The sequence below is a fragment of the Nostoc foliaceum FACHB-393 genome (genome assembly GCF_014698505.1).
In the GTDB taxonomy this organism is placed as follows: domain Bacteria; phylum Cyanobacteriota; class Cyanobacteriia; order Cyanobacteriales; family Nostocaceae; genus Nostoc; species Nostoc foliaceum_A.
Genome location: NZ_JACJTD010000073.1, coordinates 1 through 23,553 on the forward strand (window position 1 = coordinate 1; position 23,553 = coordinate 23,553).

General features: G+C 38.6%; 22 protein-coding genes. 17 read left to right on the forward strand and 5 right to left on the reverse strand.

The features are described from left to right. Positions 1-345: 345 nt before the first annotated feature. From H6G92_RS39860 to H6G92_RS32795, 7 genes are all read left to right on the forward strand, one after another. Positions 346-4,230: a helicase-related protein gene (locus H6G92_RS39860; protein WP_242059404.1), complete on the forward strand. Its 3,885-nt coding sequence runs from the start codon at positions 346-348 to the stop codon at positions 4,228-4,230. 72 nt (positions 4,231-4,302) lie between these two features. Further along, complete coding sequence (locus tag H6G92_RS32770) at positions 4,303-4,950, forward strand: ribonuclease III domain-containing protein (RefSeq protein WP_190900265.1); 648 nt, start codon at positions 4,303-4,305, stop codon at positions 4,948-4,950. A gap of 216 nt (positions 4,951-5,166) precedes the next feature. Continuing rightward, positions 5,167-7,020 carry a GmrSD restriction endonuclease domain-containing protein gene (locus tag H6G92_RS32775; protein WP_190900267.1) on the forward strand — a complete coding sequence of 618 codons (1,854 nt, stop codon included), beginning with the start codon at positions 5,167-5,169 and terminating at the stop codon, positions 7,018-7,020. A gap of 97 nt (positions 7,021-7,117) precedes the next feature. Next, positions 7,118-7,402, forward strand: a complete 285-nt coding sequence (locus tag H6G92_RS32780) for an EVE domain-containing protein (RefSeq protein ID WP_190900269.1) — start codon at positions 7,118-7,120, stop codon at positions 7,400-7,402. Positions 7,403-7,622: 220 nt separating this feature from the next. Next, positions 7,623-10,286, forward strand: coding sequence for an NERD domain-containing protein (locus tag H6G92_RS32785; protein WP_190900271.1), 2,664 nt, complete (start codon positions 7,623-7,625; stop codon positions 10,284-10,286). Positions 10,287-10,312: 26 nt separating this feature from the next. Next, positions 10,313-12,022, forward strand: coding sequence for a PhnD/SsuA/transferrin family substrate-binding protein (locus H6G92_RS32790; RefSeq protein WP_190900273.1), 1,710 nt, complete (start codon positions 10,313-10,315; stop codon positions 12,020-12,022). Between the two features lie 22 nt (positions 12,023-12,044). Beyond that, entirely contained in the window at positions 12,045-12,971 is a 927-nt protein-coding gene (locus H6G92_RS32795) for a 5'-nucleotidase, lipoprotein e(P4) family (RefSeq protein WP_190900275.1), read from the forward strand. A gap of 194 nt (positions 12,972-13,165) precedes the next feature. Here the strand turns inward: H6G92_RS32795 and H6G92_RS32800 are convergent, their stop codons facing one another. Continuing rightward, positions 13,166-13,495, reverse strand: a complete 330-nt coding sequence (locus H6G92_RS32800; RefSeq protein WP_190900277.1) for a hypothetical protein — start codon at positions 13,493-13,495, stop codon at positions 13,166-13,168. 430 nt (positions 13,496-13,925) lie between these two features. On the opposite strand from H6G92_RS32800, the gene H6G92_RS32805 reads away from it, so the two are divergent. From H6G92_RS32805 to H6G92_RS32840, 8 genes are all read left to right on the forward strand, one after another. After that, the gene (locus tag H6G92_RS32805; RefSeq protein WP_190900278.1) at positions 13,926-14,114 is read left to right on the forward strand and encodes a hypothetical protein; all 189 of its coding nucleotides are present in this window, start codon (positions 13,926-13,928) and stop codon (positions 14,112-14,114) included. Positions 14,115-14,532: 418 nt separating this feature from the next. Then, entirely contained in the window at positions 14,533-14,700 is a 168-nt protein-coding gene (locus H6G92_RS32810) for a CopG family transcriptional regulator (RefSeq protein WP_190900280.1), read from the forward strand. A 51-nt stretch (positions 14,701-14,751) separates the two neighbouring features. After that, positions 14,752-15,255 (forward strand): hypothetical protein, encoded by a 504-nt coding sequence (locus tag H6G92_RS32815; protein WP_190900282.1) that lies wholly within the window; start codon positions 14,752-14,754, stop codon positions 15,253-15,255. A 10-nt stretch (positions 15,256-15,265) separates the two neighbouring features. Next, positions 15,266-16,003, forward strand: coding sequence for a nuclease-related domain-containing protein (locus tag H6G92_RS32820; RefSeq protein WP_190900284.1), 738 nt, complete (start codon positions 15,266-15,268; stop codon positions 16,001-16,003). Positions 16,004-16,133: 130 nt separating this feature from the next. Continuing rightward, positions 16,134-16,733 carry a hypothetical protein gene (locus tag H6G92_RS32825; RefSeq protein ID WP_190900286.1) on the forward strand — a complete coding sequence of 200 codons (600 nt, stop codon included), beginning with the start codon at positions 16,134-16,136 and terminating at the stop codon, positions 16,731-16,733. Between the two features lie 216 nt (positions 16,734-16,949). Beyond that, positions 16,950-17,093: a CopG family transcriptional regulator gene (locus H6G92_RS32830; protein WP_190900288.1), complete on the forward strand. Its 144-nt coding sequence runs from the start codon at positions 16,950-16,952 to the stop codon at positions 17,091-17,093. 313 nt (positions 17,094-17,406) lie between these two features. After that, positions 17,407-18,429 (forward strand): HNH endonuclease, encoded by a 1,023-nt coding sequence (locus H6G92_RS32835; protein ID WP_190900290.1) that lies wholly within the window; start codon positions 17,407-17,409, stop codon positions 18,427-18,429. A 296-nt stretch (positions 18,430-18,725) separates the two neighbouring features. Then, complete coding sequence (locus tag H6G92_RS32840; RefSeq protein WP_190900292.1) at positions 18,726-19,478, forward strand: SDR family NAD(P)-dependent oxidoreductase; 753 nt, start codon at positions 18,726-18,728, stop codon at positions 19,476-19,478. A 77-nt stretch (positions 19,479-19,555) separates the two neighbouring features. Here the strand turns inward: H6G92_RS32840 and H6G92_RS32845 are convergent, their stop codons facing one another. Next, a complete protein-coding gene (locus H6G92_RS32845; RefSeq protein ID WP_190900315.1) occupies positions 19,556-19,855 on the reverse strand; it encodes a hypothetical protein in 300 nt (99 codons plus the stop codon). A 216-nt stretch (positions 19,856-20,071) separates the two neighbouring features. Between H6G92_RS32845 and H6G92_RS32850 the strand changes: the two genes are divergently transcribed. Next, positions 20,072-20,380, forward strand: a complete 309-nt coding sequence (locus tag H6G92_RS32850; protein WP_190900294.1) for an HNH endonuclease — start codon at positions 20,072-20,074, stop codon at positions 20,378-20,380. 118 nt (positions 20,381-20,498) lie between these two features. Here the strand turns inward: H6G92_RS32850 and H6G92_RS32855 are convergent, their stop codons facing one another. Continuing rightward, positions 20,499-21,104, reverse strand: a complete 606-nt coding sequence (locus H6G92_RS32855; RefSeq protein WP_190900296.1) for a YdcF family protein — start codon at positions 21,102-21,104, stop codon at positions 20,499-20,501. A gap of 597 nt (positions 21,105-21,701) precedes the next feature. On the opposite strand from H6G92_RS32855, the gene H6G92_RS32860 reads away from it, so the two are divergent. Further along, the gene (locus tag H6G92_RS32860) at positions 21,702-22,748 is read left to right on the forward strand and encodes a mevalonate kinase family protein (RefSeq protein ID WP_190900298.1); all 1,047 of its coding nucleotides are present in this window, start codon (positions 21,702-21,704) and stop codon (positions 22,746-22,748) included. Positions 22,749-22,806: 58 nt separating this feature from the next. Here H6G92_RS32860 and H6G92_RS32865 read toward each other — a convergent pair whose 3' ends face one another. Next, positions 22,807-22,974 (reverse strand): hypothetical protein, encoded by a 168-nt coding sequence (locus H6G92_RS32865; RefSeq protein ID WP_190900299.1) that lies wholly within the window; start codon positions 22,972-22,974, stop codon positions 22,807-22,809. A 48-nt stretch (positions 22,975-23,022) separates the two neighbouring features. Beyond that, positions 23,023-23,532: a thiol-disulfide oxidoreductase DCC family protein gene (locus tag H6G92_RS32870; RefSeq protein WP_190900301.1), complete on the reverse strand. Its 510-nt coding sequence runs from the start codon at positions 23,530-23,532 to the stop codon at positions 23,023-23,025. Positions 23,533-23,553 lie beyond the last annotated feature (21 nt).

Here is a 23,553-nt window from a genome sequence, read left to right on the forward strand (position 1 = left end):
AGTAGATGAGTTGAAGTCAATACTTGATAAGCTATTGAATCAGGGTGAGTTAGTCATTAAGTGGCATCGAAATATAAAAAACAAAGGAAATAATGGTTATATTGCAATTTAAATGCTGATTAGCTTAAACAAGCGACTTACAGAATACTACGAATTGACCCAAAAAGCGCTAGGGTTTTTGATTACATTCCTATCAAAGATGGAAATGTACCTAGTACCTCTCTGCTGCGAATTAGTAATTTAAATATTATTGAAAAATTCCTTCATAAAGAAAGTGTAACCAAAGAAAAGGCTTTACTTGCTGGCAGTTTTTTAGAAATTAAAGGTCGTCTTCGTAGATTCAATTTGCCTGCTCAACTAGATAAGTACAATGTCTTCATCGGCTCTGCCCTAGAACGCACCCAAATTTATCGCCGTTCTACAGCTTACTTTGATAGTGGTGTGCTGAAACTATATGAAGAACCTCTCGCTTCAATTGTGCAAACTGAAGGTCAAATTCGCCTATTGATGGACTGGCAGGGTTTTACCAAGCAAACGGATGTCCAAGAACTGGAGAAATTACAAGACCCTAACTACCGCGCCCAATTTGCTCATTGTACTCTGACTGAATTCCTTAAAGGTTTAGAAGATAGTGCCTTTAGTGGGACAGAAATTTTGGCAGAGTTAGTTCGCCTGAATTTTTTGCAAATTAAACTTGTAAAAATGGAGTCAGGAGGAGGTATTTATCACAAAAAAACTGGCATCCTGAGCGACCAGTTAGAAAACCACATTTTGCACGAAGGCTCAGATAATTTCACTCGTGCAGCACATTCCAAAAATGCTGAGAGTGTAACCTTTCTCTATTCTTGGGATTCTCGTTTAGATGCAGAAGCCATATTTGAAAGTATTGGTCAGTTTGATGTTGAGTGGCAGCGAGATGACATTACCTTTGACTTAACTCAAGAGTTTTTACAGCAGGTACTAGCCGAACGCGATCGCCGTGCCAAGTTAAAAGAACCAGTTATTGAATCTATCAATCCTGATGAGTTTGCCCCTGGGGAAACCACCCAAGTTGAAATCACAGGTCAAAATTTAGACAAAATAGAAAGCATTGAGGTTGTAGATGATCAATTGGTGAAAATCACCATTGACAGCCAAGATTCGGAACGGATTATTGGTCAAGTTGAGGTAGACCCAGAACATCCGCCGACAAAGTTAACCGAATTCAAAGTTACAACCACCGAAGGCACTTATCACAACTCACCCGAAAATCCTCCAGCCGTCAGCCAATCCCTAGAAATTCCAGATTTCAGTGAAATTCAAGGGTTTAAACAAGCTGTAGAAATCATTTTGGCAGGAAATCACGGCACACCAAATGATTTTCTTTACTGGTTGGCACAGCAGCGCCCCCGTCAGTTCCGGGTTGAACGTAGTGATTTATTAGATGAACTGTTAAATCAAGGTATCTTGTTTGAGCATCAAAAATCTGGAGCGCAACATTGCCTAAGAGTCATGCAGGATTTTGGTGTTGCTGTCTGCGCTGATGCTGTAGGATTGGGGAAAACTCGACTAGCGGCTACTGTCTCGTGGTTGTATCGTCAGCAGAAGGGTCAAGCTAAAATTGCCATCATTGCTGCCAAAAAACTTCATCCCAACTGGGAACGAGAAATGGCTGAACTTGGGTTTAAATCAGGTGATTATGAACTCTACAATAAAAACCTGATGAGCCGCAAAGGTAGTAATTTTCTTGCAGACTTCAATCGCTACGGTGGCCCTGACCTAGTTATCATCGATGAAGCGCACGAAGGCATTCGTAATTATAAAAACCGCATTCATAAAACCTGTGCATCAATTCAAGAAAGCGATCGCAAGTCTGCTCGGCAACGTTACTTTCTACTGTTGACCGCTACACCTTGGAACAATCGCCGGGAAGATATTTATAACATTCTCTCGCCCTTTATCAGTCGTCCTCAAGGATTCAATGATTTAAAGTTCCCCGCAGAAGTCGCTCAATGGTTTCAAAATCGGGAAATTGGGGTAGAAAATTTTACAGATAATACTGAACTATTTCGCCGTACCTACCGCGAACTGTTTCTTCAGCGCACCCGCCAAATGCTGCGAGAAGCCACCCCAGATTTAAATTTGTATGCCAAACGGATAGCAGAATGGCTACCTGTGCATTTTGAAATTAGTACAGAACAAGCACTTGAGCAGATTTTCACTCAATTTGAAACCAGTCTTTTTATTCCCTTTGCTGATCCAATCCGTTATTTAACAGGTAGCGTCGAACAGCGAAGTCTATTAGGCAATCAACGCCGATTCTTTCTACAACGGGCTGAATCGAGTATGTATGCCTTGAATCGGACTATCAAAAACTTTGGCGATCGCATTCGGCAGATGCAACAACGCCTAGAATCAGTTTCTCCTGATGCTGATGGGCTGAAAGAATTTTTGCTAATTCACTACAATTTTGAATCCGACAAGAAGGATAAACCAGAAAGTTTCTTAGATGATTACAACCCTGAAGGCTGGGATGAGGATTATGAAGATGGGGTAGAAGACGAGGACGAAAACGAGGCAGAACAACAACAAAAGCGTCAGCAGTTAAGGCGGTCTATTGATATTGCCACAGATAACTTACGAGATAATCCTAACAATACCCAAAAAGTTTATGAGCGAATGTTGGCTGATTGTGAAGGTGATTTGCATCAGCTAGAACAGATTCAAAACCTGTTAATAGATGAATTTCTGGTTGACCACAAACGCAAGCAAGTTACTCAAAAAGTAGCAGAACTGGTAAGTCAAGGTCATAAGGTGCTGCTAATTTCAACTTTCAGTGACACCGTAATTGATTACTACCGTTACATGGCTCGTGACAGTGCGATCGCATCTAAAGGTATTGGGATGCTGATTGGTTCTACAAAGCTGTATTACACAAATAATTCAGACAAACCTCAAAAAGTAAGTCCTGGTCACGCACTGCAACCAAAACGTAGCCCAGTTACTTTAAATCGCCAAGAAATATTTAGACTGTTTGCCCCAGACGCGACTTGTAAAAATCCTACAGAACGCCCAAAGCCAGAGGAAGAAATCGCCGTACTAATTGGGTCAGAAACTTTATCAGTGGGTCAAAATCTACAAGATGCTGATTATCTGATTAATATTGACCTGCCTTGGAATCCTATGATTTTGGAGCAGCGCATTGGACGGATTGACCGCCCCAAGCAACATAAAGCTAAGAACATTTATGTTTATTATGCCAACAGTGAAAGCCAACTGTTACGGCAAGCTTCTCGCCTATCAAATCTGAATAAAAAACTTGTAGGAGACTTAGCCCAAAATGATGGAGACATCGCTAGTATTGAACCTAACCCCAACATCCCTACCATTTCTAGTGTCAACACATTGGGGGCTTCTATTTATGGTGATACCCTATTTGATGATGAAATTCTGCCAGGATACATCGACTTTGTTCAGAGCTTAGTCAAAGCTAGAAAGATAGAGCAGGGTAATTTACAAGAAGATGCCTATAAAAAACAGGAAACTAGCCGCGACCTTTATACCCAAAATGAGATTCTGCATAGTGAAGAACTAAGCAAGTTACTAAAAGAATTGGGTGAAGATTACCAAGCCAATCCAATTGCTGTAGGTCGCCGCACTGGTGAAAAAGATGAAGCTACCGGATTAGTGGCGTTGACAATGCAATATTTTGGCCCAAATGGAGAACCAATTTTAGAGAAACAGCAGACTTTGTTCTGGAATGACCAAACCGGGGAAAACGATGGTTATGGTATGGCGATCGCTACTGCCTTCAAAACTCCAATAGCGGGAAATGTTTTCTCTTCAAAATATTTACTATCATGCGCTCAATCTTTATATAACAAACTGGTGGGCTTAAAACAGCAGCAGGTTGCTGAATTAGAACAGCCAGAAACCCTAGAAAATATTAGTGTTACTTCTGAGCGCATTACTAAAATTCAACGTCGGGTGAGTATGCTTGATCACTTTCCAGCAGGTTTAGATCGAGCAGCTGTTAAGAGTACGTTAAAAAAATTAAACGCTTGGAAGGAGATGAAGCCTGTACAAAAACTTTTAAAAGAGTATACCGATGGCAATAAAGCAATTTTGGATGATGAAAACTTTGTGATTCAGTTAGTGCAAGATACAGACAAACTCAACCTAATTGCATTTGAAGGGATTAAACCTACTAGTATACAAGTTTCTTTAGCTGCTCTTTTATTAAGGGCATAAGCAATTACAGTAGACATACTCTCTTGTTTTTACTACTTATTAACTAAAAATTATTATATTAATTATTAAATTATGACACAATTGTATAACCAAAAACAGCAACGACAACAGCAAATTCAAGCTTTTATTAAAGGAATTGGTATAAGTGAATTTCAGGCAACAGAAGCGCTAGAGATTGCTTTAAGACACCCATCATTTATCTATGAATCAAATGTAGATAGGCAGACAAAAGATTTCCAAGAGAAAGCTTACAGACGGCTAGCTCATTTAGGAGATGCAATTCTTGGTGCTATTGTTACTGACTATTTATATGAGAGATTTCCTGAATCTACGCAAGGCGAACTTACTGAGGATAAACAATCACTTGTAGATAAAGCCCAATTGTCAGAATTTGCTATTAAGTTAAATTTACCAGAGTTCTGCCTATTGGGAAAAAGTCTAAAAGGAAAACCTTTAAATGAGCAAGAGAGACTTTTTGCAGAAATGTTTGAGGCTGTGCTTGGTGCAGTTTATTTAGGATTTAAGCGTGATTTTTCTCAAGTTAGCTCTTGGCTAATTAAGCACTTTTTAGCAGGTGCTTTAGACGAAATTCTTAATGATGAAGAAGACGATGAGGAGAATTTCGAGGATATGAGTCTTGATACCAGAGATTACTTAGGCATGATTGGCTTAGAAAATTTTCCTGACTATGGATGGGCCCCTGGTGATGATGATGATTAAAGCGATCGCTCCACCCAAACCAAGCAAGGAAATCTACCAAACAACAATGACCTACTCCCTATTCCAAGGCAGCCCAGTACTACCGCATCATCGACACGTATCCGCGACTTTAAGCAGATGCCAAGGCTTTTCCTCACTATACAATTTTGAACGGGTTATTGGTATTCAACACTTTTTTCCGAGAGATTCAAACAAGTTATCAGAAGAAATATCTATATGTCTACATTTGATTCTACTAAAACAAGACTAGAGACTTTACTGAAAGATATCATGACAGGTGAAATTCAACTACCCGATTTCCAACGGGGGTGGGTTTGGGATGATGAACATATTCGTTCACTGTTAGTCAGTATTGCGCGTTCTTTCCCTGTGGGAGCAATTATGCTGCTTGAGGCTGGTGGTGATGCTAAGTTTAAAGCTAGACCTGTAGAGGGAGTAGATCCAACACAGGCAACACTTGATAAATTGAAAAAGCTTATTCTTGATGGGCAACAACGGCTGACTTCATTAACGCAAGTATTAATATTTAAGCAACCTGTTCAAACTCGTGACTCTAAGAAAAAATTAGTACAGCGTTATTACTATATTGATATTGAAACGGCCTTATTAGGGCCAGAACATTACGAAAGCGCAATTATTAGCATTGATGCAAATCGTATTCAAAAAGAGAACTTTGGCCGTGATGTCAAACTTGACCTCAGTACGCCAGAAAAGGAATATGAACACTTTTACTTTCCTTGTAATCAAATTCTCAACGCAGGTGCTTGGGAAATAGGATTAAATAAGTATGATGCAAATCATGGCTCAAATAAATTGAGTCGCTATATGGAATTTCGTACCCAAGTTATTGATGAATTTCGTTATTATGAGCTACCCATCATTGAACTCAATCGCAACAATAAGAAGGAAGCTGTTTGTCTTGTCTTTGAGAAAGTAAATACTGGTGGCGTTAATCTCTCGGTTTTTGAACTTTTAACTGCCACCTACGCTGCTGATAATATCAACTTGCGGGATGAATGGTTTGGTAATATTCAAGAAGGAATTGAAGGGATTCAACCGTACCTCAGAAAACAACGTTTATTACATGAAGTTGAACCGACAGAGTTTTTCCAGGGATTAACGCTACTGTACAGTTTGGAGAAACGTCAGCAAGACTTAAAAGCAGGTAAAACTGGCAAGCAAATAACAGGTGTGACTTCCAAGCGCGAAGCCGTTCTATCTTTAACTGTAGATGCTTTACAAAAATGGAAACAGCCTCTTAAGCAGGGTTATTGCAAAGCTGCAAAATTTTTACGACAGCAATCGTTTTTTTCAACTAGCGATTTACCTTACCGCACTCAACTTATTCCTCTTGCCGCAGTCATGGCGTTGCTTGGCGATCGCTGGCTGGAACCGAAAATCCACGACAAAATCGCCCGTTGGTTCTGGTGCGGTATCCTTGGCGAATTGTACGGCGGGGCAGTTGAAACTCGCATGGCTTTGGATATTCAAGAGCTTATAGACTGGATTGAGGACGGTGGGTACGAACCTGCAACTGTTCGGGATGCTAATTTTCAACCTGCACGTTTAGGGACTTTGCGTTCCCGAACTAGTGCAGCATATAAGGGTATCAATACCTTGATTCAACGTGAAGGTTCTCAAGATTTCTTTTGGAAGTCCACTATTCGGGATTTGGATGAAAGCGATTGGGAAGAACGCAGACTCGATATTCATCACATTTTTCCTAAAAGTTGGTGCGACAAGCAGGGTATTCCCGCATCTCGCTATAACTCTATCCTCAACAAAACTCCCATATCGTTTAAAGCAAATCGGATGATTGGCGGTAAAGCTCCAAGCGAATATCTGGTTCAGCTTCAAAAGCATGACAGTGTTCAGCTAGACGATGCAGGCATGAATGCGATTTTGGCAACTCATCAAATCGACGCAATAACACTGCGACAAGACGACTTTGAGGGTTTCATGGCATCGCGTCAACGGATGATACTTGCCAAAATTGAAGCTGCTATGGGCAAGCCTGTATTGGCTGTGGATGATTCAGCATACAGTGATGTGACACATGAAGAAGAGTGATTTGAGATAAATTAACTTAGTAGAATGACCTACTCCTTATTCCAAAGCAGCCCCAAGTACTACCGCATCATCAACACATATCCACGATTTTGAGCAGATGCCAAGGCTTACAACCTGCTATGCAAAGGACATGGTTGCTGGCAACGGAGTGCTAATTTGGAAATCTGGCTATCAGGCGGGAATCTATGCAATTGCAGAGATTATTGAACCTCCCAAAATCATTGTAAACCCACTTGATATTGACTATTGGATAGATACTACCCGCATTGGTGTTAAACCTTGTGCAAAGATTCGATTTACCAGCAAGTTGTTAGAAAAGCCTCTGCTATGGGAAAACTTAAAACAAGACCTTGTGTTGAAAACTCTGATGGTAATTCGATAGCCTAACGCTACAAATTACAAAATTACACAATAAGAATGGCAACGTGTACATGAATTGAAAGATTAGCAATGGTAGCAATCGCTACCCAATTTTTCAGAGGAATCCTACGCATTCACACACTGTAATCATTGTCACGCATTCAGTATTATTCAGAGGATTTTTTGTCCTGATATCAACTAATAGTGTAGCGGTCACAAAATATAAATTTCAGGAGCATGAGATGGTCAACAGCAAAAATACACAAGCACCTCAGACATCTAATCGAGGAGCAATACTGAAAGTATTAGCTAGACTAGCAACAACAGGAATAATTAGTTTTGGAATTGGTGGAGCAGTCACTTTTGACCGTTATAACAACTATTGGAATCAAACAATATTTCGCGTTCAGACTGTTGATTTTAACATTTTATCTCATACTCTACCAACGAAACTTTCTTATGCAATTATTAAAAATAAACCAGAAGAAGTACAACGTACTTTAGATAGTAATTATAGTTTATTTGGATTAATCGTTACAGACTCTAGTGGACAAAAAATAATTTCGTATTCAGGTAAAGATTCTGGAAAATCCTCATCTTGGAAAGCGGCTCTAAATCCACAAGAGTTAACAAAACATCCATACGATGTGTTGCTTGATCCTCCACCTGCATTTGCACAGTGGACTTATAGCAATTCTCATGCTACTGAACGCAGTGCTATAAGTGTCACTAATCAAGGCCGTGTTATCGGTAGGGTTTACTATGTTAGGGGTGTAAGACCAACGTTTCAAGAGGATATTGCAACATTAGTAACTAATCCTTTTTCTGGAAGTAGTAGGATTCAAACTTACGCAACAAGTCTAATGGCTTGTTTCGGAGCGACTTTGCTTATCTGGAGTGGTTTGGAGTTTATGCTTTATAAAAAGCGAGTTGATAAAAAGAAAGCAGAAAAAAGAGAAGATGAATTAGAAAATATCAACAAAGTTTTAGAAGTTCAATTAGCCGAGAGAATAAATGAACTAACATTATTAAAAAATCAAAGAGAGGAAGAAAAGAATGAATTAGTTAGGGATGCTAGTAGAATGCGTATTTTAAATACTAGGCTTAAACAGGAAATTTATCAACTCAAGGAATCTCTGAATAATCTCCCAAAAAATACAGAAAATTTATTAACTCTGCAAACTGAACTAGAAAAAACTAAGTTAGAAGCACAAGAGAATCTAAACAAACAAAAACAGTATCAACAACGTATTGAAAAACTAAATCATCATTTACAACTTGCTCAAAAGAAACAATTAGAAGCTAATCAATTATATAAACTTAAAGAAAATGAATTAGCTAAACTTCAAGAACAAATGAAGAATATTGAAAATTATCGTTTGTTAGCTAAATCAGAGTTACAACAACTACAAAGCAATGAAAAAAATTCTCAAGAAATTGCTACTAGACTGGAACAAGAATTAACTAATCAAAGACTTGAACAACAGCAACTTAACAATAAATTGAAGAGTTTACAAAGTTCTTTATTAGAGTCTCAACAACGCGCTAAACAGGCACAAGCTGAATCTGAGAGAACTAGATTAGAGGCACAGCAAAATCTCAATAAACAACAACAGTATCAAGCACATATTGAAAAACTAAACAGAGATTTGCAGATTGCTCAGGAAAAGCAACTAGAAAATCATCAACCAAAAGAAATTGAATTAGTTCAACTGAAGCAACAAATATATGATGCTGAATCTGAATTACAAAAATTACGAAATAATGAAAATAATTCCCAAGAAATTGCTACTACCTTAGAACAACAGTTAATTAATCAAAGCCTAGAACAGGAACAACTTAACCATCAACTAGAACTTTTACAAAGTTCTCTGTTAGAATCTCAACAACGTGCTAGAAAGGCACAAATTGAATCTGAAAAAGCTAGATTAGAAGCACAGCAGAATCTAAATAGGCAACAGGAATATGAAGAGCAAATTAAAAAATTAACTCAGGATTTATATATTGTTCAAGATAAACAAGCAAGAACAAATGAACTAAAAGAAAATGAATTATCCCAACTTCAGCAGCAAATACAGGAAATTGAAAACTCTCGTTCTTTAGTTAATTCTGAATTACAACAACTGCGAGATAACGAAACAAGTTCCCAGAGAATTATTACTGCGTTAGAACAGCAATTAGCTAATCAAAACTTAATGCAAGAACAACTTAATACTCAACTAGATATTTTTCAAAACTCCCTATTAGAATCTCAAGAGAGAGAACAACAATTAGAACAACGTGAAAAACAGAAACAAGCTGAATTAGAGGCTTTGACTATAGAAATTGAGAATATCAAGAATCAAACAGGTCGGCATACTTTAAATAATTTTGAAATAGCTATTAAAAGTTCCTTAGAACAGCATTTTTCTTTAGAAAGAGTATTGACACAATTTGATGTAGGTAGTGGACAACAAGGAAGTAAATTTACTGATTTTATCCTTGTTACAAATAAGTGCTGTATCGTTGTAGAAGCTAAATCTTATAAGGGAACAATTAAATCTGTTGGTAATCCGCGTAACACTGGATGGACTTGTGATATAGGAACTAGAAAACTCTATATTTATGCTTGTTGGGGAGAGAACCCTTATCAGCAAGTGAAAACTTATGCAGATTCTTTGTATAGATATGTAAATTCATCAAATTGGGGTAAATTTCCTGTATATGGTGTTGTTGTATTTCCAGCAAACTCGGATATTGATCATGGTATTGAATCCAATATAGGTGGTTTTTACAGAGTAACTACACTAAATAATTTGATTAATGTTATCGAACAATTAGACAATCAAGCTTATTTACAAAATGCAAGAAGATATCAAAGAATTTTGCAGCAACTTACAGGCATATCTAATGAACAAGCAGCTTAATCATAAAAATATAGGTGATATCTATTGTGTCTAATTCTAAAAGTAGCCATATTTTCATAAAGTTTCTAGCATTTATTGGTGTTTTGGGTTTATCTGGTTGTCCATCTAATGTCCCTAAATCCGCAGTTTCCTCACCTTCTCCTATCATTGAAAATAAACAACAAAGCTTACAAACAAGTTCTTTAACTATAGGAATTTTGAGTAAGCCCAGTTACTATCAAGAATTAACAACTTACCTACGTGAGAAATTGGGTAATAAAGTACAAATAGTTATTGATGGTGATGAATCAATTCCTTATGAAGAAGCCCGAAAAAGGATGATAAATAAAGAATGGGATATTGCCTTTACTTTATCACCAATACTTTCTGTAGCTGCTAAAAATAACGATTATCATTTTGCAGCGCGAATGTTTCCAAATAATCCTCCGTATTACCAAGCTACTTTATTCACAAAATCTACTAGTAGTATTCAATCTCTCAATGATTTAAAATCTACAAATACTATTGCTCTTGGAGATTTCAATTCAGCATCTAGTTTCTATGTACCTGCTTATGACTTATTTGGTAAAAGTCTCAGGGTAGACATGGGCCATCGAGGAAAAGATATTAAGGACTTAGTTAAAACTGGAAAAGCTGATGTAGGTGCTGCTGCTTATGAAGCAGTTACAAATGATAAAGATTTGAGAATCATTCATTTAAGTAAGGAAATTCCTGGCTCTAATGTTTATTTATCACCTAAGCTTTCTGAATCTGACCGTGAGATAATTACAAAAATTTTACTTAACGCACCGGATAATATTAGAAAACAAGCTAATTATGGTGGTGGCGATGAATCTGACTATTCACAATTAATAAAGATTTCTCAAAGAACTGAAGAAATATTGAGATGTGCAAATTTTCAGCAGAATCCAGTTAATTTTTACTGTAGTGATAGTTCCGTAAATCAAAAATCTAATAATTCTAATAATACTTCAGAAATATTAGGGCGAATTAATGGATGGACTCGCCAAACTAATGAAATTGAAACTTTCAAGTTGTCAGGAAAAGATAATAAAGTTTACCAGATAATTATACCTCGAAAAATCCTAAATCAAATTCCTGGCGCTTCTAATCCAATTGCTTTACAAGGTAAAGAAGTAAAAATCATAAATGTTGCACCCCAAAAAGCACAAGGACAAGTGTTTGAATTAAAAATTACAGAGCCTAATCAATTAAATATATTAGAAGATATACCAAAATCTTCTATACAGCCAAACTATCAAGTCAAGCAAGTCGATGATGGCGATACAATAACAGTCACTGATGTATCTAATCAAGAAATCAGAGTGCGATTTGCTTGTATAGATACGGCAGAAACACCCAAGTCTGACGCAGAAAAAAATAGTGATAACCCTGCTGATAAAAATCAGTTTTTATGGGGAAACAAAGCAAAAGAGCGGCTAGAATCTATTATCAAAATTGGCGATCAGATCAAATTAAATATCGTAGATACTGATCGCTATGGCCGCAAAGTTGCTGAGGTACGCTTAGAGGATGGTACTTTCATACAACAGATATTAGTGAAAGAAGGGTTAGCGATGGTTTATCGTCAATACCTAAAAAACTGTGCTAGTGCTGGTATTGTAGAACAGGCTGAAGCTGAAGCTAAACAACAACGTTTAAATATTTGGGCAGATTCACAATTTACTGCACCTTGGGATTGGCGATCGCAAAAAAGAGCAGCAAAAAAAAGCTAACTTAAAAATACTGTAACCACCAATGTCTAAATTACCATTTACCGTTACTGCATTAGTACCCGTCCTACTACTTTCACAATTACAGCAAGATACAGTAGAAATTACTAGTAAACAACTAAATCAACAAGGAATGTTAGCAGTTAATTGGGTGCAACAATCTGGAGAATATAGAGCATTAACTTATCAAGCGTTCAATATAGCCAAACTCACTTTTGATACTGCTAAATCAAAAAATATTACCCGTCCCGCCATCATTGTTGATATTGATGAAACAGTTCTTGACAATAGCCCCTATCAAGCAGGGTTATTAGATACTAATAATAGTTTTGAAATTACTGCTTGGAATCAATGGATTAAGGAGGAGAAAGCTAAAGCTGTACCGGGAGCAGTTGAATTTGTTAATTATGTAAATAAAAATGGGGGCAAGGTATTCTTTATTTCTAATCGAGATGAAAAGAGCGCTAAAGATGCTAAAAGCAATGATTTAGAAATAGCTACTATTAACAATTTAAAATCTGTGGGGTTTACAGGAGTCAACGGACAGACAGTATTGTTAAAGGGGGAGTTTACCAAAAAGATTGACGGCAAAGAGAATACTTCTAAACAATGGCGTGTAGAAGCTGTTAAAAATGGCAGTGCTGATGGCAAAAGATATACAGTAATTGCCTTGATTGGCGATAACCTCAATGATTTTGATGAAACTATAGGCAAGAGTAACCAACAACGTCGGGATCATGTAGACAAGAATCGTAGTTTTTATGGGGTGTTTAATATCACAAGAGAGATAGTGAAACCTGCTTACATTGCAATACCTAATCCTATGTATGGAAACTGGGAAACAGGAATTTATAACCCACTGGTATTTAAAAAACAAAGTCCTTTTGATATGACCCCAGGAGAAAGAAATCAACAACGTCGGGAATCTTTAAATCAGTGGTTGGGGAAGTAATATCAAATTCGATTAATTAATTAATTAATTAATTATAAATTTTATAACTTTTCAAAACAGTAAAAACTTTTCTCCTATAGGTACTCCCTGGTGATCGCCTCCACCCAATTCTCGGATGCAACGAAGCGATCACTCAGTTTTCAAAAAATATACCAATTTCTAAAACTTAATTTTGGAAACAATTTAAACTATTATTAATCTGATAATAAGTCTGTTAAATCCCTACCATATATATAATAGGGGTTTCGGTATTCTTCTGGAATATCATTCATTGATTCACTATTTTCTTGAAGATATTTACTATTACTCTCTTGAAACCTTTTAAGTTTTTGATGTATGGGTGAAGATTTATCTTTTTTACCACTATTAATATAGCTTAAAATATCTTCCCTTAATTTATTCAATCTATTATGAGTAGCTAAAGGATTATCTGAAGATAGAGTATAAGCCGTTCTATAGTCATGCCCAGCCTCTCTCAATCTCTTCCATTCTTCCCATCTGGACTTTTGATTTAATGGTTCCATTGGATTAAATCTATCGCTATAATTACAAGCGTATTTAACTTAATTCTAATATTATATATTACCTACCTAGATAATCGCTTATTTTGCTACAGCAGACATTGGATCATACATCGAGAGCATAAAAATCACCGACGCGATCGCCCCAATCAAGTGAGGAAACCCCACCCGTCGCAGGCGATCGCTCAAAGTCAGATTGAACCGCTTGTTTTGCTAAGACTAATTATCCCATTATTAAGGGAAGACTAACAGCAGGAGCGATCGCACCCTTCTTAGAGGAAAGATATCAGTACGAGCGATCGCTCGCTCCCAGAATTTACCACTCGTTTGGAGACAGTATTAGGTAAAGTGGCAGTAAAAGTACTTTAATTGGTAGTTGCGTAGGCATACCATTCTTAGAGGAAAAGAGAAGCGATCGCCCCCGACCCCAACCATGACCAACATCCACAACCTCGGCATGACCGATACCGAATATGCCCAGCTACTAGCCCAAGGCTACGACCCCAACCTAGAACACCAGTTGATAGAGCTTGGCGAAAACCCAGAGCAAGCTAGGCAGTTAGCCCGAATAGTGGGATTGACACAAGACAAAGCACCCCAGACTGAGGAGAAGTGGGAATAGTTTATGGCAGTATGAGAGAATACTTGCGATGATTCTGTTGGAAAATGAGCGCTCACCCTCATTCTTAAAGAAATCCCAAGCGATCGCGCTTCGCTAGAATCTTTGCTGCTCCTGGCTTAATTCAGTCTAGTTCAATATTGCTGCTAGCCATATTATTCATAAGCTGTTAATTATTATGTGTTTCTACTGCCCGCTTAATAAAGTAAAATGATTTACCTTATATTCTATTCATAATTATTGTTGTAAAATTGTCTAAGCTTTATACTCTAGAAACTATTCAATTACTTCATCACAGTTTTATACTTGATAGCAGTTTCTTGATAACCTCTTGAATCTAATTTCATTAAATCTATCGTGGTAACGACAGTTTAAATGATTGATATTAGAGAAGTAGTTTACAAGAAAGTTTATTTAACCTGTGAATAAGAAATGGGCTACTAAACGAATCACAATTAATCTGGCATCCAGAGAAGCAGAAAGATTAGAAAAATACTGCTCAATCACAGGACGACCAGCAACCGATGTGATTCGAGAGTTGATTCGTTCTTTGACTGTTGAAGAAACACTTAATGCAGATAGCAAATAATAACTAGGCTTAGATATTAAGTAAAGCATCTAATGAACAGGTAATACAAATATGAGAAGTAATCAACCTCTTTCTGAAATTACAGGAAAACCTGCTCAGGTGTGGGGTAATATCTTAATTCCTGCTAAAGGGCAAATGACCGTCAAGGTAACTGGTGATACTCTTCAAGCTACAGTTAAAACCTACTTAGAGAAGAAAGACACTTGGATACGGATTCAAAATATTGATTCAGTTGAGACTCAAGAAGCACCTATCTATGCACTGCTAGGTTCTGGGGCTTCTTGTATCTTCTTTGCTTTAGGTTTATTAGCTCATTCTTTTTTAGGCGGCTTAATTATCATTGGTTTAGGTGTTGCTCTAATCGTATATGCCATTATCAATAAAAATCGGTATTTGGCAATTCATAGCCACCGCAACTCGATGATCATCTTTATGAATAAGCCACCGGAAGTATACCAGCAGTTTGCTATGGGTGCGCTGGCATTATCTCGTAAGTTAAATACGCCCAGCAGTATGCAGACAAAACCTACTCAAAATTCCGTTCAAGTTAATTGAGAAACTGGTTATGAGAACTCTGCAACAGTCATCAAAGTTAAGAGCAGCATTTCAAGAGAAAATTACTGCTAAAAAGTCTGCTGTACACCAAGAAATTCACCAAGCTTTAAGCGACAGTACATTAAGTGGATTAGCTTCATTCATGTATGAGTTTAAACAAGCTAAAAATCAACTCAAAGGCAGTATGGGTGAATGGGGAGTATCAGCAATATTTCAGTGCTTCCCAGACACTTGGGTAATGTTCAATAATGCTCTAATTCCTACTAATAACTCCGGTGCGTTAACCGAGATAGACCACTTAATTATCGGTACAAAAGGCATTTTCTTATTGGAAATCAAAACTTGGAAGGGTTCATTTACAGCATACAACGATAAATGGAAACGTCGAGAAGGCAATAGTTGGGTAGCAATAACTCATAGCCCAACGTCTCAAAGTGCTTACCATGAGCAAATGTTTGCCCAATGGATAGTATCTGTTATTCCAAATCTCCCTAATAGTTGCGTTTATGCTCCTGTGGTCTTTCCTATCGCCAAATGGTTGGGAGTTAACAATTGCTCAGTACAAGTTTTTCAAGGTGTACCTGCATTACTGCAAGCAATGGTTAGTTGTCCTGAGTGTTTGAGCGAACAGCAAATACAGGCGATCGCCTCCGCTGTGGCTAATTATCAGATTCCCGAAAAGACGATCCCAACGCCTAAGCCAATTCCCAAGCCAAAACTCGTTAAACGTCAGAATTCTAGCAGTTGAGTGTTGCAACTTTTTGAGTAAAACCTAAATAGGCTTATCTACCAGTCAGAACAAACAGCAGATTACAAGTGATGTTTGTAACTGTAAAGTGGGAATACTAAATATAGAACATTGTTTTTATTTTCATACTATGAATAAACCCAATATTGTAGATAATGCAGAACAAAAACGGCGAAAGTCTCATTGGCCTGCATATCTACCATATCCTAGTTGCTGGTTAAAATCCTTTATTTTAATGGTATTTCTTCGAGTAATTGGATTTGTAACTGAGATTTTAATAAAGCTAGGAGATGGTGTTGCTAATTTGGTAAGTAGCCCAGAATTACTAGCTATATTTGTAATAATAACTCTCCTGTCCCCAATTGCCGTTATTGCTTTCACTCATCACTATTTACATTTGTTCTTCAGCCGTTTTATTTCAGAAATTCAAGCACCAGAAATAGGTATTGTAACAGGGATAATACCAAAATTAATGAGTTGGTGGGAAGGTCTATACGGCTGGCTTGTAATTATCTTATCTACTTTGGTTACTTGTCTAGTTTGCACTATAATTTTACCTATGTTTCATCTGAGTTATATAAAACCTCCTGAAACTTACACACAGTTTGAGCAGCAGATTATAGTAATATTTGGAATTATATGGTTAATTCAAGGAGCGCTTATTTATCAAATTGATTATTTAGTTAAGCAGCGTTTAATATCTGTATATTCTGGTAAGATAAAATTATAATTAAAGCAATAGTATTGATATTATACTCATAATACTTGCTTCTAAATTATCTAAATTTCATACGTTAAACTGTATTTAAACTCTTCACTACAGCTTTAAAGTTTGCAGCGTTTACTTCACAGCTTCTTAAGGCTAATATCCTTATATTTATTATTATGTTAACAGTTTGAGTCATTGATACTAGAGAAATAGTTTCAAGTAGAGTTAATTTAACCAGTGAATAAGAAATGGGCTGTTAAACGAATAACAATAAATCTGATATCAGGCGAAGCAGAAATATTAGAAAAATACTGTTCGATGACAGGAAGACCAGCAACAGACGTTATTCGGGAGTTAATTCGTTCTTTGCCAACAGGATAAACGTCCAATACAGATTGAACTGATGAGCGCGATCGCTTTGTTACTTCAATTCAAGTATAAAATACCAAAACTAAAAGATGGTTTATATAATGCTGATTGCTGTATCAATAAAATTTTATTTAAATCGTTAATAAAACAGCTAAACTAGCTTGAGAGTTCAGCTTTTGACCTACCACACAATCAAGCTATAAGTTCCTTACTTTCTCTTTAAATATTACCCTGCAAGTTCATGATTAATGCTGATGTGGTTCTTAGCTTTGAGGGGAGAAGCTGAACTAAATACTAAATTATCAAAACAATATTTTACTAAAATATGGATTTCATCAACCAAGCACGAAATTTGGCGGATACGCTCAAAGATAAAGCGCAAGAAGCAGCAACTAATACAGCAAAGGGGATAGAAGAAGTAATTGATGGAATCACAAATACTACTGTAGAGATTACCACCTTAAGTATTAATGCAGTTGCTGATTTATCTGCAACAGCACAGCAGAGTTTTCAAGCTGTACAAAATGTAAGTAAAACATTAGAAGGTACTGCTATTGGTGTGACAACTTCGAGTGTAGCCATAGCTGAGGCATTACAAAACTTGCCTAAGACAGCTGCGGAACTAGCCCTAGAGATGCCCAAGATTGCATATAGATTGAGGTATCGTGCTGGTCTGAGAACTGGAGATTTACCTCGCTCTGATGCAGATGTCATGAAGCTGTTTGAGAAAATTCCAGGCACATCAAAGCTTGGAGCTAACGAAAGAACCATCCGTGAATTCTTGAGCGATAAGCATGGGAGCCATATCATTCCACGTTCTCAAGGAGGCTCAAACGGTGCTGACAATATTCTGTGGGAAGTAGGGGTGGATAATCTCCGTCGAGGTGCCGAAGTTATGACTGTTGGGGAGCAGTTTTATGTTCGGGTTTATAATGCAGTAGATTCTATTATTTGCAATTCTGGAACAATTGCTAGGCTGGGGATCACTGCTACAGGAACCGCTATTCTTACCCAAGTTATAATCACAGCGATTTCATACTCCTTGGATCTTTATCGGGGCGATATTACTGTTGAAGAGTACAAAAGTTTAGTTTTAGAAGCTGCAAAAGCAGCAGGTATTGCGACACCGATTGTTTTTCTGATCTTAGTGGCTGTATTAGCGTTATTTCCAGAATTTACAGTTGTATTATCTGCACCAGTGGTTATTGCAGGTTTCAATGCCTTATTTGGCATGAGTATTGCGATGCCGATAGTACAATCGCTACTCCGTCATGCTCAAGCTGGTGGTTTTGGCATAGAAACTGCTGATGCTTACAAAAATGCGCTTGGTGGATCTGCGCCTACTTGAAATTTGTAATGACCTGTAATACTTAGTCGCTTTCTAGGCAATCGCTCTACACAGTATCGTCCATGCAGCCACATTCTGAGTTTGGACAATCCCAGTGTACTCTTGAGGTGCAATCGCGTTCATACTCAGCACCACATTTGGGACATTTGCCAGTAAACAACGGATGCCAATCAAGCAACTCTAACTGTTGCTGTTGTGTCCAGCGTGGTCGAGGCTGTATAATCAACCCGCCATTGTAGCAGGTTGCTCTCTGGAACTGACAAAGAGTACAGCGTTGATTCGCAGGGGATAAGCCAGTGACCGAATTCGCAAACAAGATAGCTATTGTCACTGGTGCAGCCAGAGGTCTTGGCGAAGCCATTGCCGTCAACCTGTACAAAAACGGTGCGCGGGTCGTTCTGGCAGACATCAATGCCGAAGGAGCGCAGGAAGTAGCTAGGCGGTTGGATTCATCTGGCAAGCGGACACACGTTATTGAAACTGATGTTTCTGACCATCGCGCTGTGGAGGCAATGGTAGCCGAAACGGTGGAGCGATTTGGCGGGTTGAACCTAGCAGTCAATAATGCTGGCTTTACCGGGCCGCATGGGATTAATATCGCCGATTATGAGATTGAATGGTGGCATCGTGTGATTGCGACTAATCTTAACGGCATTTTCTTTGGACTGAAATACGAAATTCCAGCAATGATCCAAAGTGGTGGCGGGGCAATTGTGAATATGTCATCTGCCGCGGGTGCGGTCGCAGTGGCGGGTATTGCTCCCTATGTCACTGCCAAGCACGGGATTATCGGTCTGACAAAGGCGGCAGCATTGGAATATGCAAACCAGGGCATCCGGGTGACTGCAATCGGCCCAGGTTATGTTGATACACCCCAGATGCAAGAGTTGCCAGAGTCAGCGCGAAAGCAGATGGCTGACTTGCACCCTTTAGGTCGCCTTGCACGAACTGAGGAAGTCGCAAACATGGTTAGCTTCCTATTGTCCGAGCAAGCCTCTTTTGTCACTGGCAGCTTCCACCTGATGGATGGTGGTTACACTGCTGTGTGACTACTAATCAATCGACTTGCGTGCGATCGCAATACATAATTTTTTCTTCTGCGATCTATTTCTCTAACTGCCTATTTTTAGCCAACCAAACACTTGAGAAACTGTAACTTTGACCAGACCTTGCTAGCCAAAGGATATGGTGGCTGCTGATAGAGCGCACTAGGATGGACGGTACAGACAAGGTGAGGATTATGTGAGTATCGGAGACAGTAATCGCACTGTGGAAGTTTTGGCATAGTACTTGCCACTTGAGTAGCTATCCATTCTTCGGTAAGCGCGATGGATGGCTGTTTAGTGCTTTGGAAAATCAAGATAGTGGTGATGATAGCTCCAGCGATCGCAGTTAAAATTATGGCAGTTCTCCACGATGGCTTCATGTTGTTAGCTCTGTTATTGCAATATAAGAAACCACAATTTTAACCGCAGTCACCTATCTACGCCTCACAACAACAACGGTATTGGATCTCAAAGCTAGAAGAATATTTATGTTCATTGGCGAAAGATTCTTGTAGCAACGATACTTTTAACTTAGTCGATTTTAAGATAAGCTTTGTTGATTGATAAATCACTATAGATTGCAAAAATACATCGTCATGAGTCAGGGTGTATATCCAGACAATTGGAAAGAAATTGCGACAGCGCTAAAAGCTGACTGTGATTGGCGTTGTACTAAATGTGGTAGGGTCTGCTTACGTCCTGGGGAAAAACCACCTGATTGGACAAAATCTCAGTGCAAAGCTCATACACTTCAGGTACATCACTGGAATTGTGACCCTAGTGACAATCGGCTTGAGAACCTGGCTTGCCTATGCAGTGGCTGTCACCTTTACTACCATCGATTCGGACGCGGGAATATTTCTCCGGGACAGTTGTCACTGTTTGCCGAGAGGAAAGTCAGCTAAAATTTAGCGATTTCAGGCGTGAGCGCTCACTAAAACTTGCTTTTGTTGTTGCGATTGCTTCAGGGGGTGCTTTGTGTTATCGCTCAACTAGGCAATTTTTAGTTGCAGTTTGCTAAAACTAGATTTTAAACACTAAGTAGACAAAGTAAAAATAAGTTTCTCGGCTTAAAAACTCCATTTGACTGTGAAAACTGCGATAGCGGGTAGTCGGTGTGGGAGACGAATGTGCATCCATTCCTAAATTTCGTGCCATCAATACTGCTCGTTTCATGTGCAATGGATCGCTAACAATAAGAAACTTGTTTAATTGGTGAGCATTCGCTACTTCCAAAGCATTTGTGAGGTTCTGGTGAGTTGTACGAGATTGAGTTTCAGTGAGAATATCAGCAGCTTTTACCTGTTGTGCGAGTGCATAATTTTTTCCAACTATAGCTTCAGGTGGTTCATTACTCTCGCCAACTCCGCCAGTAAAAATGATTGTTTTAACAGATCCATCTTTATATAAGTTGATGGCGTGGTTAATTCGCTCTCTGAAAACAGGAGATGGTTTTTCTCCCCAAACTGCCGCTCCTAAAACAATTGCTGCATCTGCCTTGATATTATTAGTACTGCGGCCATATAAATAAATACTTGAGGCAGAAGAAGCGATCGCCAGCAACAAGGCAGATATCAAAGCTAGTGTCACCAAATTTAACCATTTTTTGGAAATTTTGTAATTGAGCATGGGGCGTTGTCTTATTTTTCATTCTTAGTTTCAATATCAAGTTAAGTGCTTAAGTTCTATACTGTTATATGCTTCACCATTAGATACAATTGTGAATCTGGTTTCTACCGTGCAATCAAAAACTGCCCTAGACGGAAGCTAGAGCAGTTTTGATAGAAGTAAATTATATAGGAGACTTTTAGTGTTGTCCCCGGTTTATCCATAGTAAGTACCGTTATATAATACTATTCGCTTCAATTTTCGTGCTTTACGCAAAAAACGAATAATCTTGAAGTTGGCATTACTTAGAAGTAACCGCAAGGCGAGCGCAAGTACTACGACACATCCGCGACTTTGAGCTTCTTCCTTGGTGGTACACAGGACATAGTTGCTGGTGATGGAGTGCTGAGAAGGCAAATCAGGGGATGAAGGAAGTAGCGTAGGCGCAGCCCGTTGTAGACATCGCTAGACGGAGCGTAGTCATCGCCTAAGAGCAACCGATTCTCATGAGTGATTCCCGAAAGCCCTGGTGATGTAGGCTATTGGAGTGATGACTGGTATGTTATCTATTCAAGTTAATCAGGATAATATACCTTGATTAAGAACAGGAAAGTTAAAATGAGAATTTTTGTTCCGGGTCGTCTTTGTTTGTTTGGAGAACACACTGACTGGGCAGGAGAATATCGCAGTGTTAATCCTCTTCTCGAAAAGGGCTACACCTTAATTGTTGGTACTAATCAAGGAATTTATGCCAATGTCTTGCCTAATTCTACTGAATTAATTATTCGTGCTTCTCTCAATGATGGCAGGAGTTATGAACCGTTGAGATTACCTATGGAATCTAATACCTTGAAATGCATAGCGGCAAAGGGTGGTTTTTTTAGTTATGCTGCTGGTACAGCATATCAAATTCTGACTCACTATGATGTTGGCGGACTTGAGGTTGATAATTATCTAACCGACTTACCCATCCAAAAGGGATTATCTTCGAGTGCTGCCTTTTGCGTTCTGATTGCGAGGGCTTTTAATCGTCTGTATGGCTTGAAGATGACAATTCGTTCAGAAATGGAGTTTGCCTACAAAGGAGAAAGAACCACTCCTAGCCTTTGTGGTCGTATGGATCAGGCTTGTGCTTATGGAAATCGCCCAATATTGATGATATTTAATGGTGAAAAAATCGACCTACTCGAATTGAAAGTGAGTGAGGATTTGTTTTTTGTGATTGTCGATCTCGGCGGGAGCAAAAACACACAAGAAATACTAAGACGATTGAATCAGTGTTATCCTTTCGCTACTAATTCAATAGAGCAAAATGTCCAAAAATATTTTGGTTCTATTAGCTCTGAAATTACCCAGGCAGCAGTTGAAGCAATACAAATTGGAGATGCCCAACTTCTTGGAGCTTTAATGACAAAAGCCCAAGAGGAATTTGACCGATATGTAGTTCCGGCTTGTCCCGATCAATTAACTGCAAAAAATCTACATCTGCTTCTCGCTCATGAGCCACTTAAGCCTTATATCTTTGGAGGAAAAGGCGTAGGTTCTCAGGGGGATGGCACTGCACAACTGATAGTTAAAAAGCAAGAGAGTCAAAGAAAAACTATCGAAATTATTAAGCGTGATTTTCCTCAAATGCAAGCGTTACAGTTAACTATCGCAAGCTAACAACTCCCATGATTAAGCAAGTGATGCTCAGGGACGAAAGTTGAGTTTCTTTAATACTTCAATGAGTGGAGGATGACTCACCATTCTCCTCAATCATCTTCCAATTACGTATCTGAGGCTGAAGTTCAGCAATTTCAGTCTCAGTTACTGACGGCAAATCACCACTATAAAGAACACAAGTTTTTTGTAGTAAAGCTCCCACTGTTTTTGCTCCTTCACGAGTCACAATTTCAATTAAGTGTGCAGTAAGACATTGTTTATTGTGAAACTGGGCTTAGTCATCTTCATCCATTAAGCGACAACGGCTTTGGGTCTTGCAAGCAAGTCGAGAAGAACGCTCTCGTACAATAGTCGCTAAATCTGGTCGTCCTGTTAGAAAAAGTCGCCAATCAGCCCAAATCCCATATAGGAAGTCGGCAATAGCACCGATAACTGGTAAGGAAGTTGCAGCATAGACCCAACCCATCCCCAGAATTTCGTAAATGCGATGGAAAACTTCAACATTTTTAACTAGCGTTCCGTCTGGCAACACAGCATGAATACGCCCCATTGCAGTTTCATAGTCAACACCGCCATCTGCTTGGGGATTGTAGTCATCAGCTGCAATATCTACAAACGCCACCAGCCCTCGATCCGCGTCCCGCTTTTTCAAAAAATTAACCTCACGCAGACACAAGGGACATTGGCCGTCATACAGCAATTTGATTTTCCACGACGGCAGAGTGGATAAAGGCTGGTCTAGAGAGTTGTTACAACCGTAGGATTGGATTTGTGGTGAGGACATTTTGGGATCTTAACTAAGTTT

Bases quoted from the DNA above. Each gene is read 5' to 3' on its own strand.
- H6G92_RS32770 (WP_190900265.1), top strand. From the start codon at position 4,303: ATGACACAATTGTATAACCAAAAACAGCAACGACAACAGCAAATTCAA.
- H6G92_RS32775 (WP_190900267.1), top strand. From the start codon at position 5,167: ATGTCTACATTTGATTCTACTAAAACAAGACTAGAGACTTTACTGAAA.
- H6G92_RS32780 (WP_190900269.1), top strand. From the start codon at position 7,118: ATGCCAAGGCTTACAACCTGCTATGCAAAGGACATGGTTGCTGGCAAC.
- H6G92_RS32785 (WP_190900271.1), top strand. From the start codon at position 7,623: ATGGTCAACAGCAAAAATACACAAGCACCTCAGACATCTAATCGAGGA.
- H6G92_RS32795 (WP_190900275.1), top strand. From the start codon at position 12,045: ATGTCTAAATTACCATTTACCGTTACTGCATTAGTACCCGTCCTACTA.
- H6G92_RS32800 (WP_190900277.1), bottom strand. From the start codon at position 13,495: ATGGAACCATTAAATCAAAAGTCCAGATGGGAAGAATGGAAGAGATTG.
- H6G92_RS32805 (WP_190900278.1), top strand. From the start codon at position 13,926: ATGACCAACATCCACAACCTCGGCATGACCGATACCGAATATGCCCAG.
- H6G92_RS32815 (WP_190900282.1), top strand. From the start codon at position 14,752: ATGAGAAGTAATCAACCTCTTTCTGAAATTACAGGAAAACCTGCTCAG.
- H6G92_RS32820 (WP_190900284.1), top strand. From the start codon at position 15,266: ATGAGAACTCTGCAACAGTCATCAAAGTTAAGAGCAGCATTTCAAGAG.
- H6G92_RS32825 (WP_190900286.1), top strand. From the start codon at position 16,134: ATGAATAAACCCAATATTGTAGATAATGCAGAACAAAAACGGCGAAAG.
- H6G92_RS32835 (WP_190900290.1), top strand. From the start codon at position 17,407: ATGGATTTCATCAACCAAGCACGAAATTTGGCGGATACGCTCAAAGAT.
- H6G92_RS32845 (WP_190900315.1), bottom strand. From the start codon at position 19,855: ATGAAGCCATCGTGGAGAACTGCCATAATTTTAACTGCGATCGCTGGA.
- H6G92_RS32850 (WP_190900294.1), top strand. From the start codon at position 20,072: ATGAGTCAGGGTGTATATCCAGACAATTGGAAAGAAATTGCGACAGCG.
- H6G92_RS32855 (WP_190900296.1), bottom strand. From the start codon at position 21,104: ATGCTCAATTACAAAATTTCCAAAAAATGGTTAAATTTGGTGACACTA.
- H6G92_RS32860 (WP_190900298.1), top strand. From the start codon at position 21,702: ATGAGAATTTTTGTTCCGGGTCGTCTTTGTTTGTTTGGAGAACACACT.
- H6G92_RS32870 (WP_190900301.1), bottom strand. From the start codon at position 23,532: ATGTCCTCACCACAAATCCAATCCTACGGTTGTAACAACTCTCTAGAC.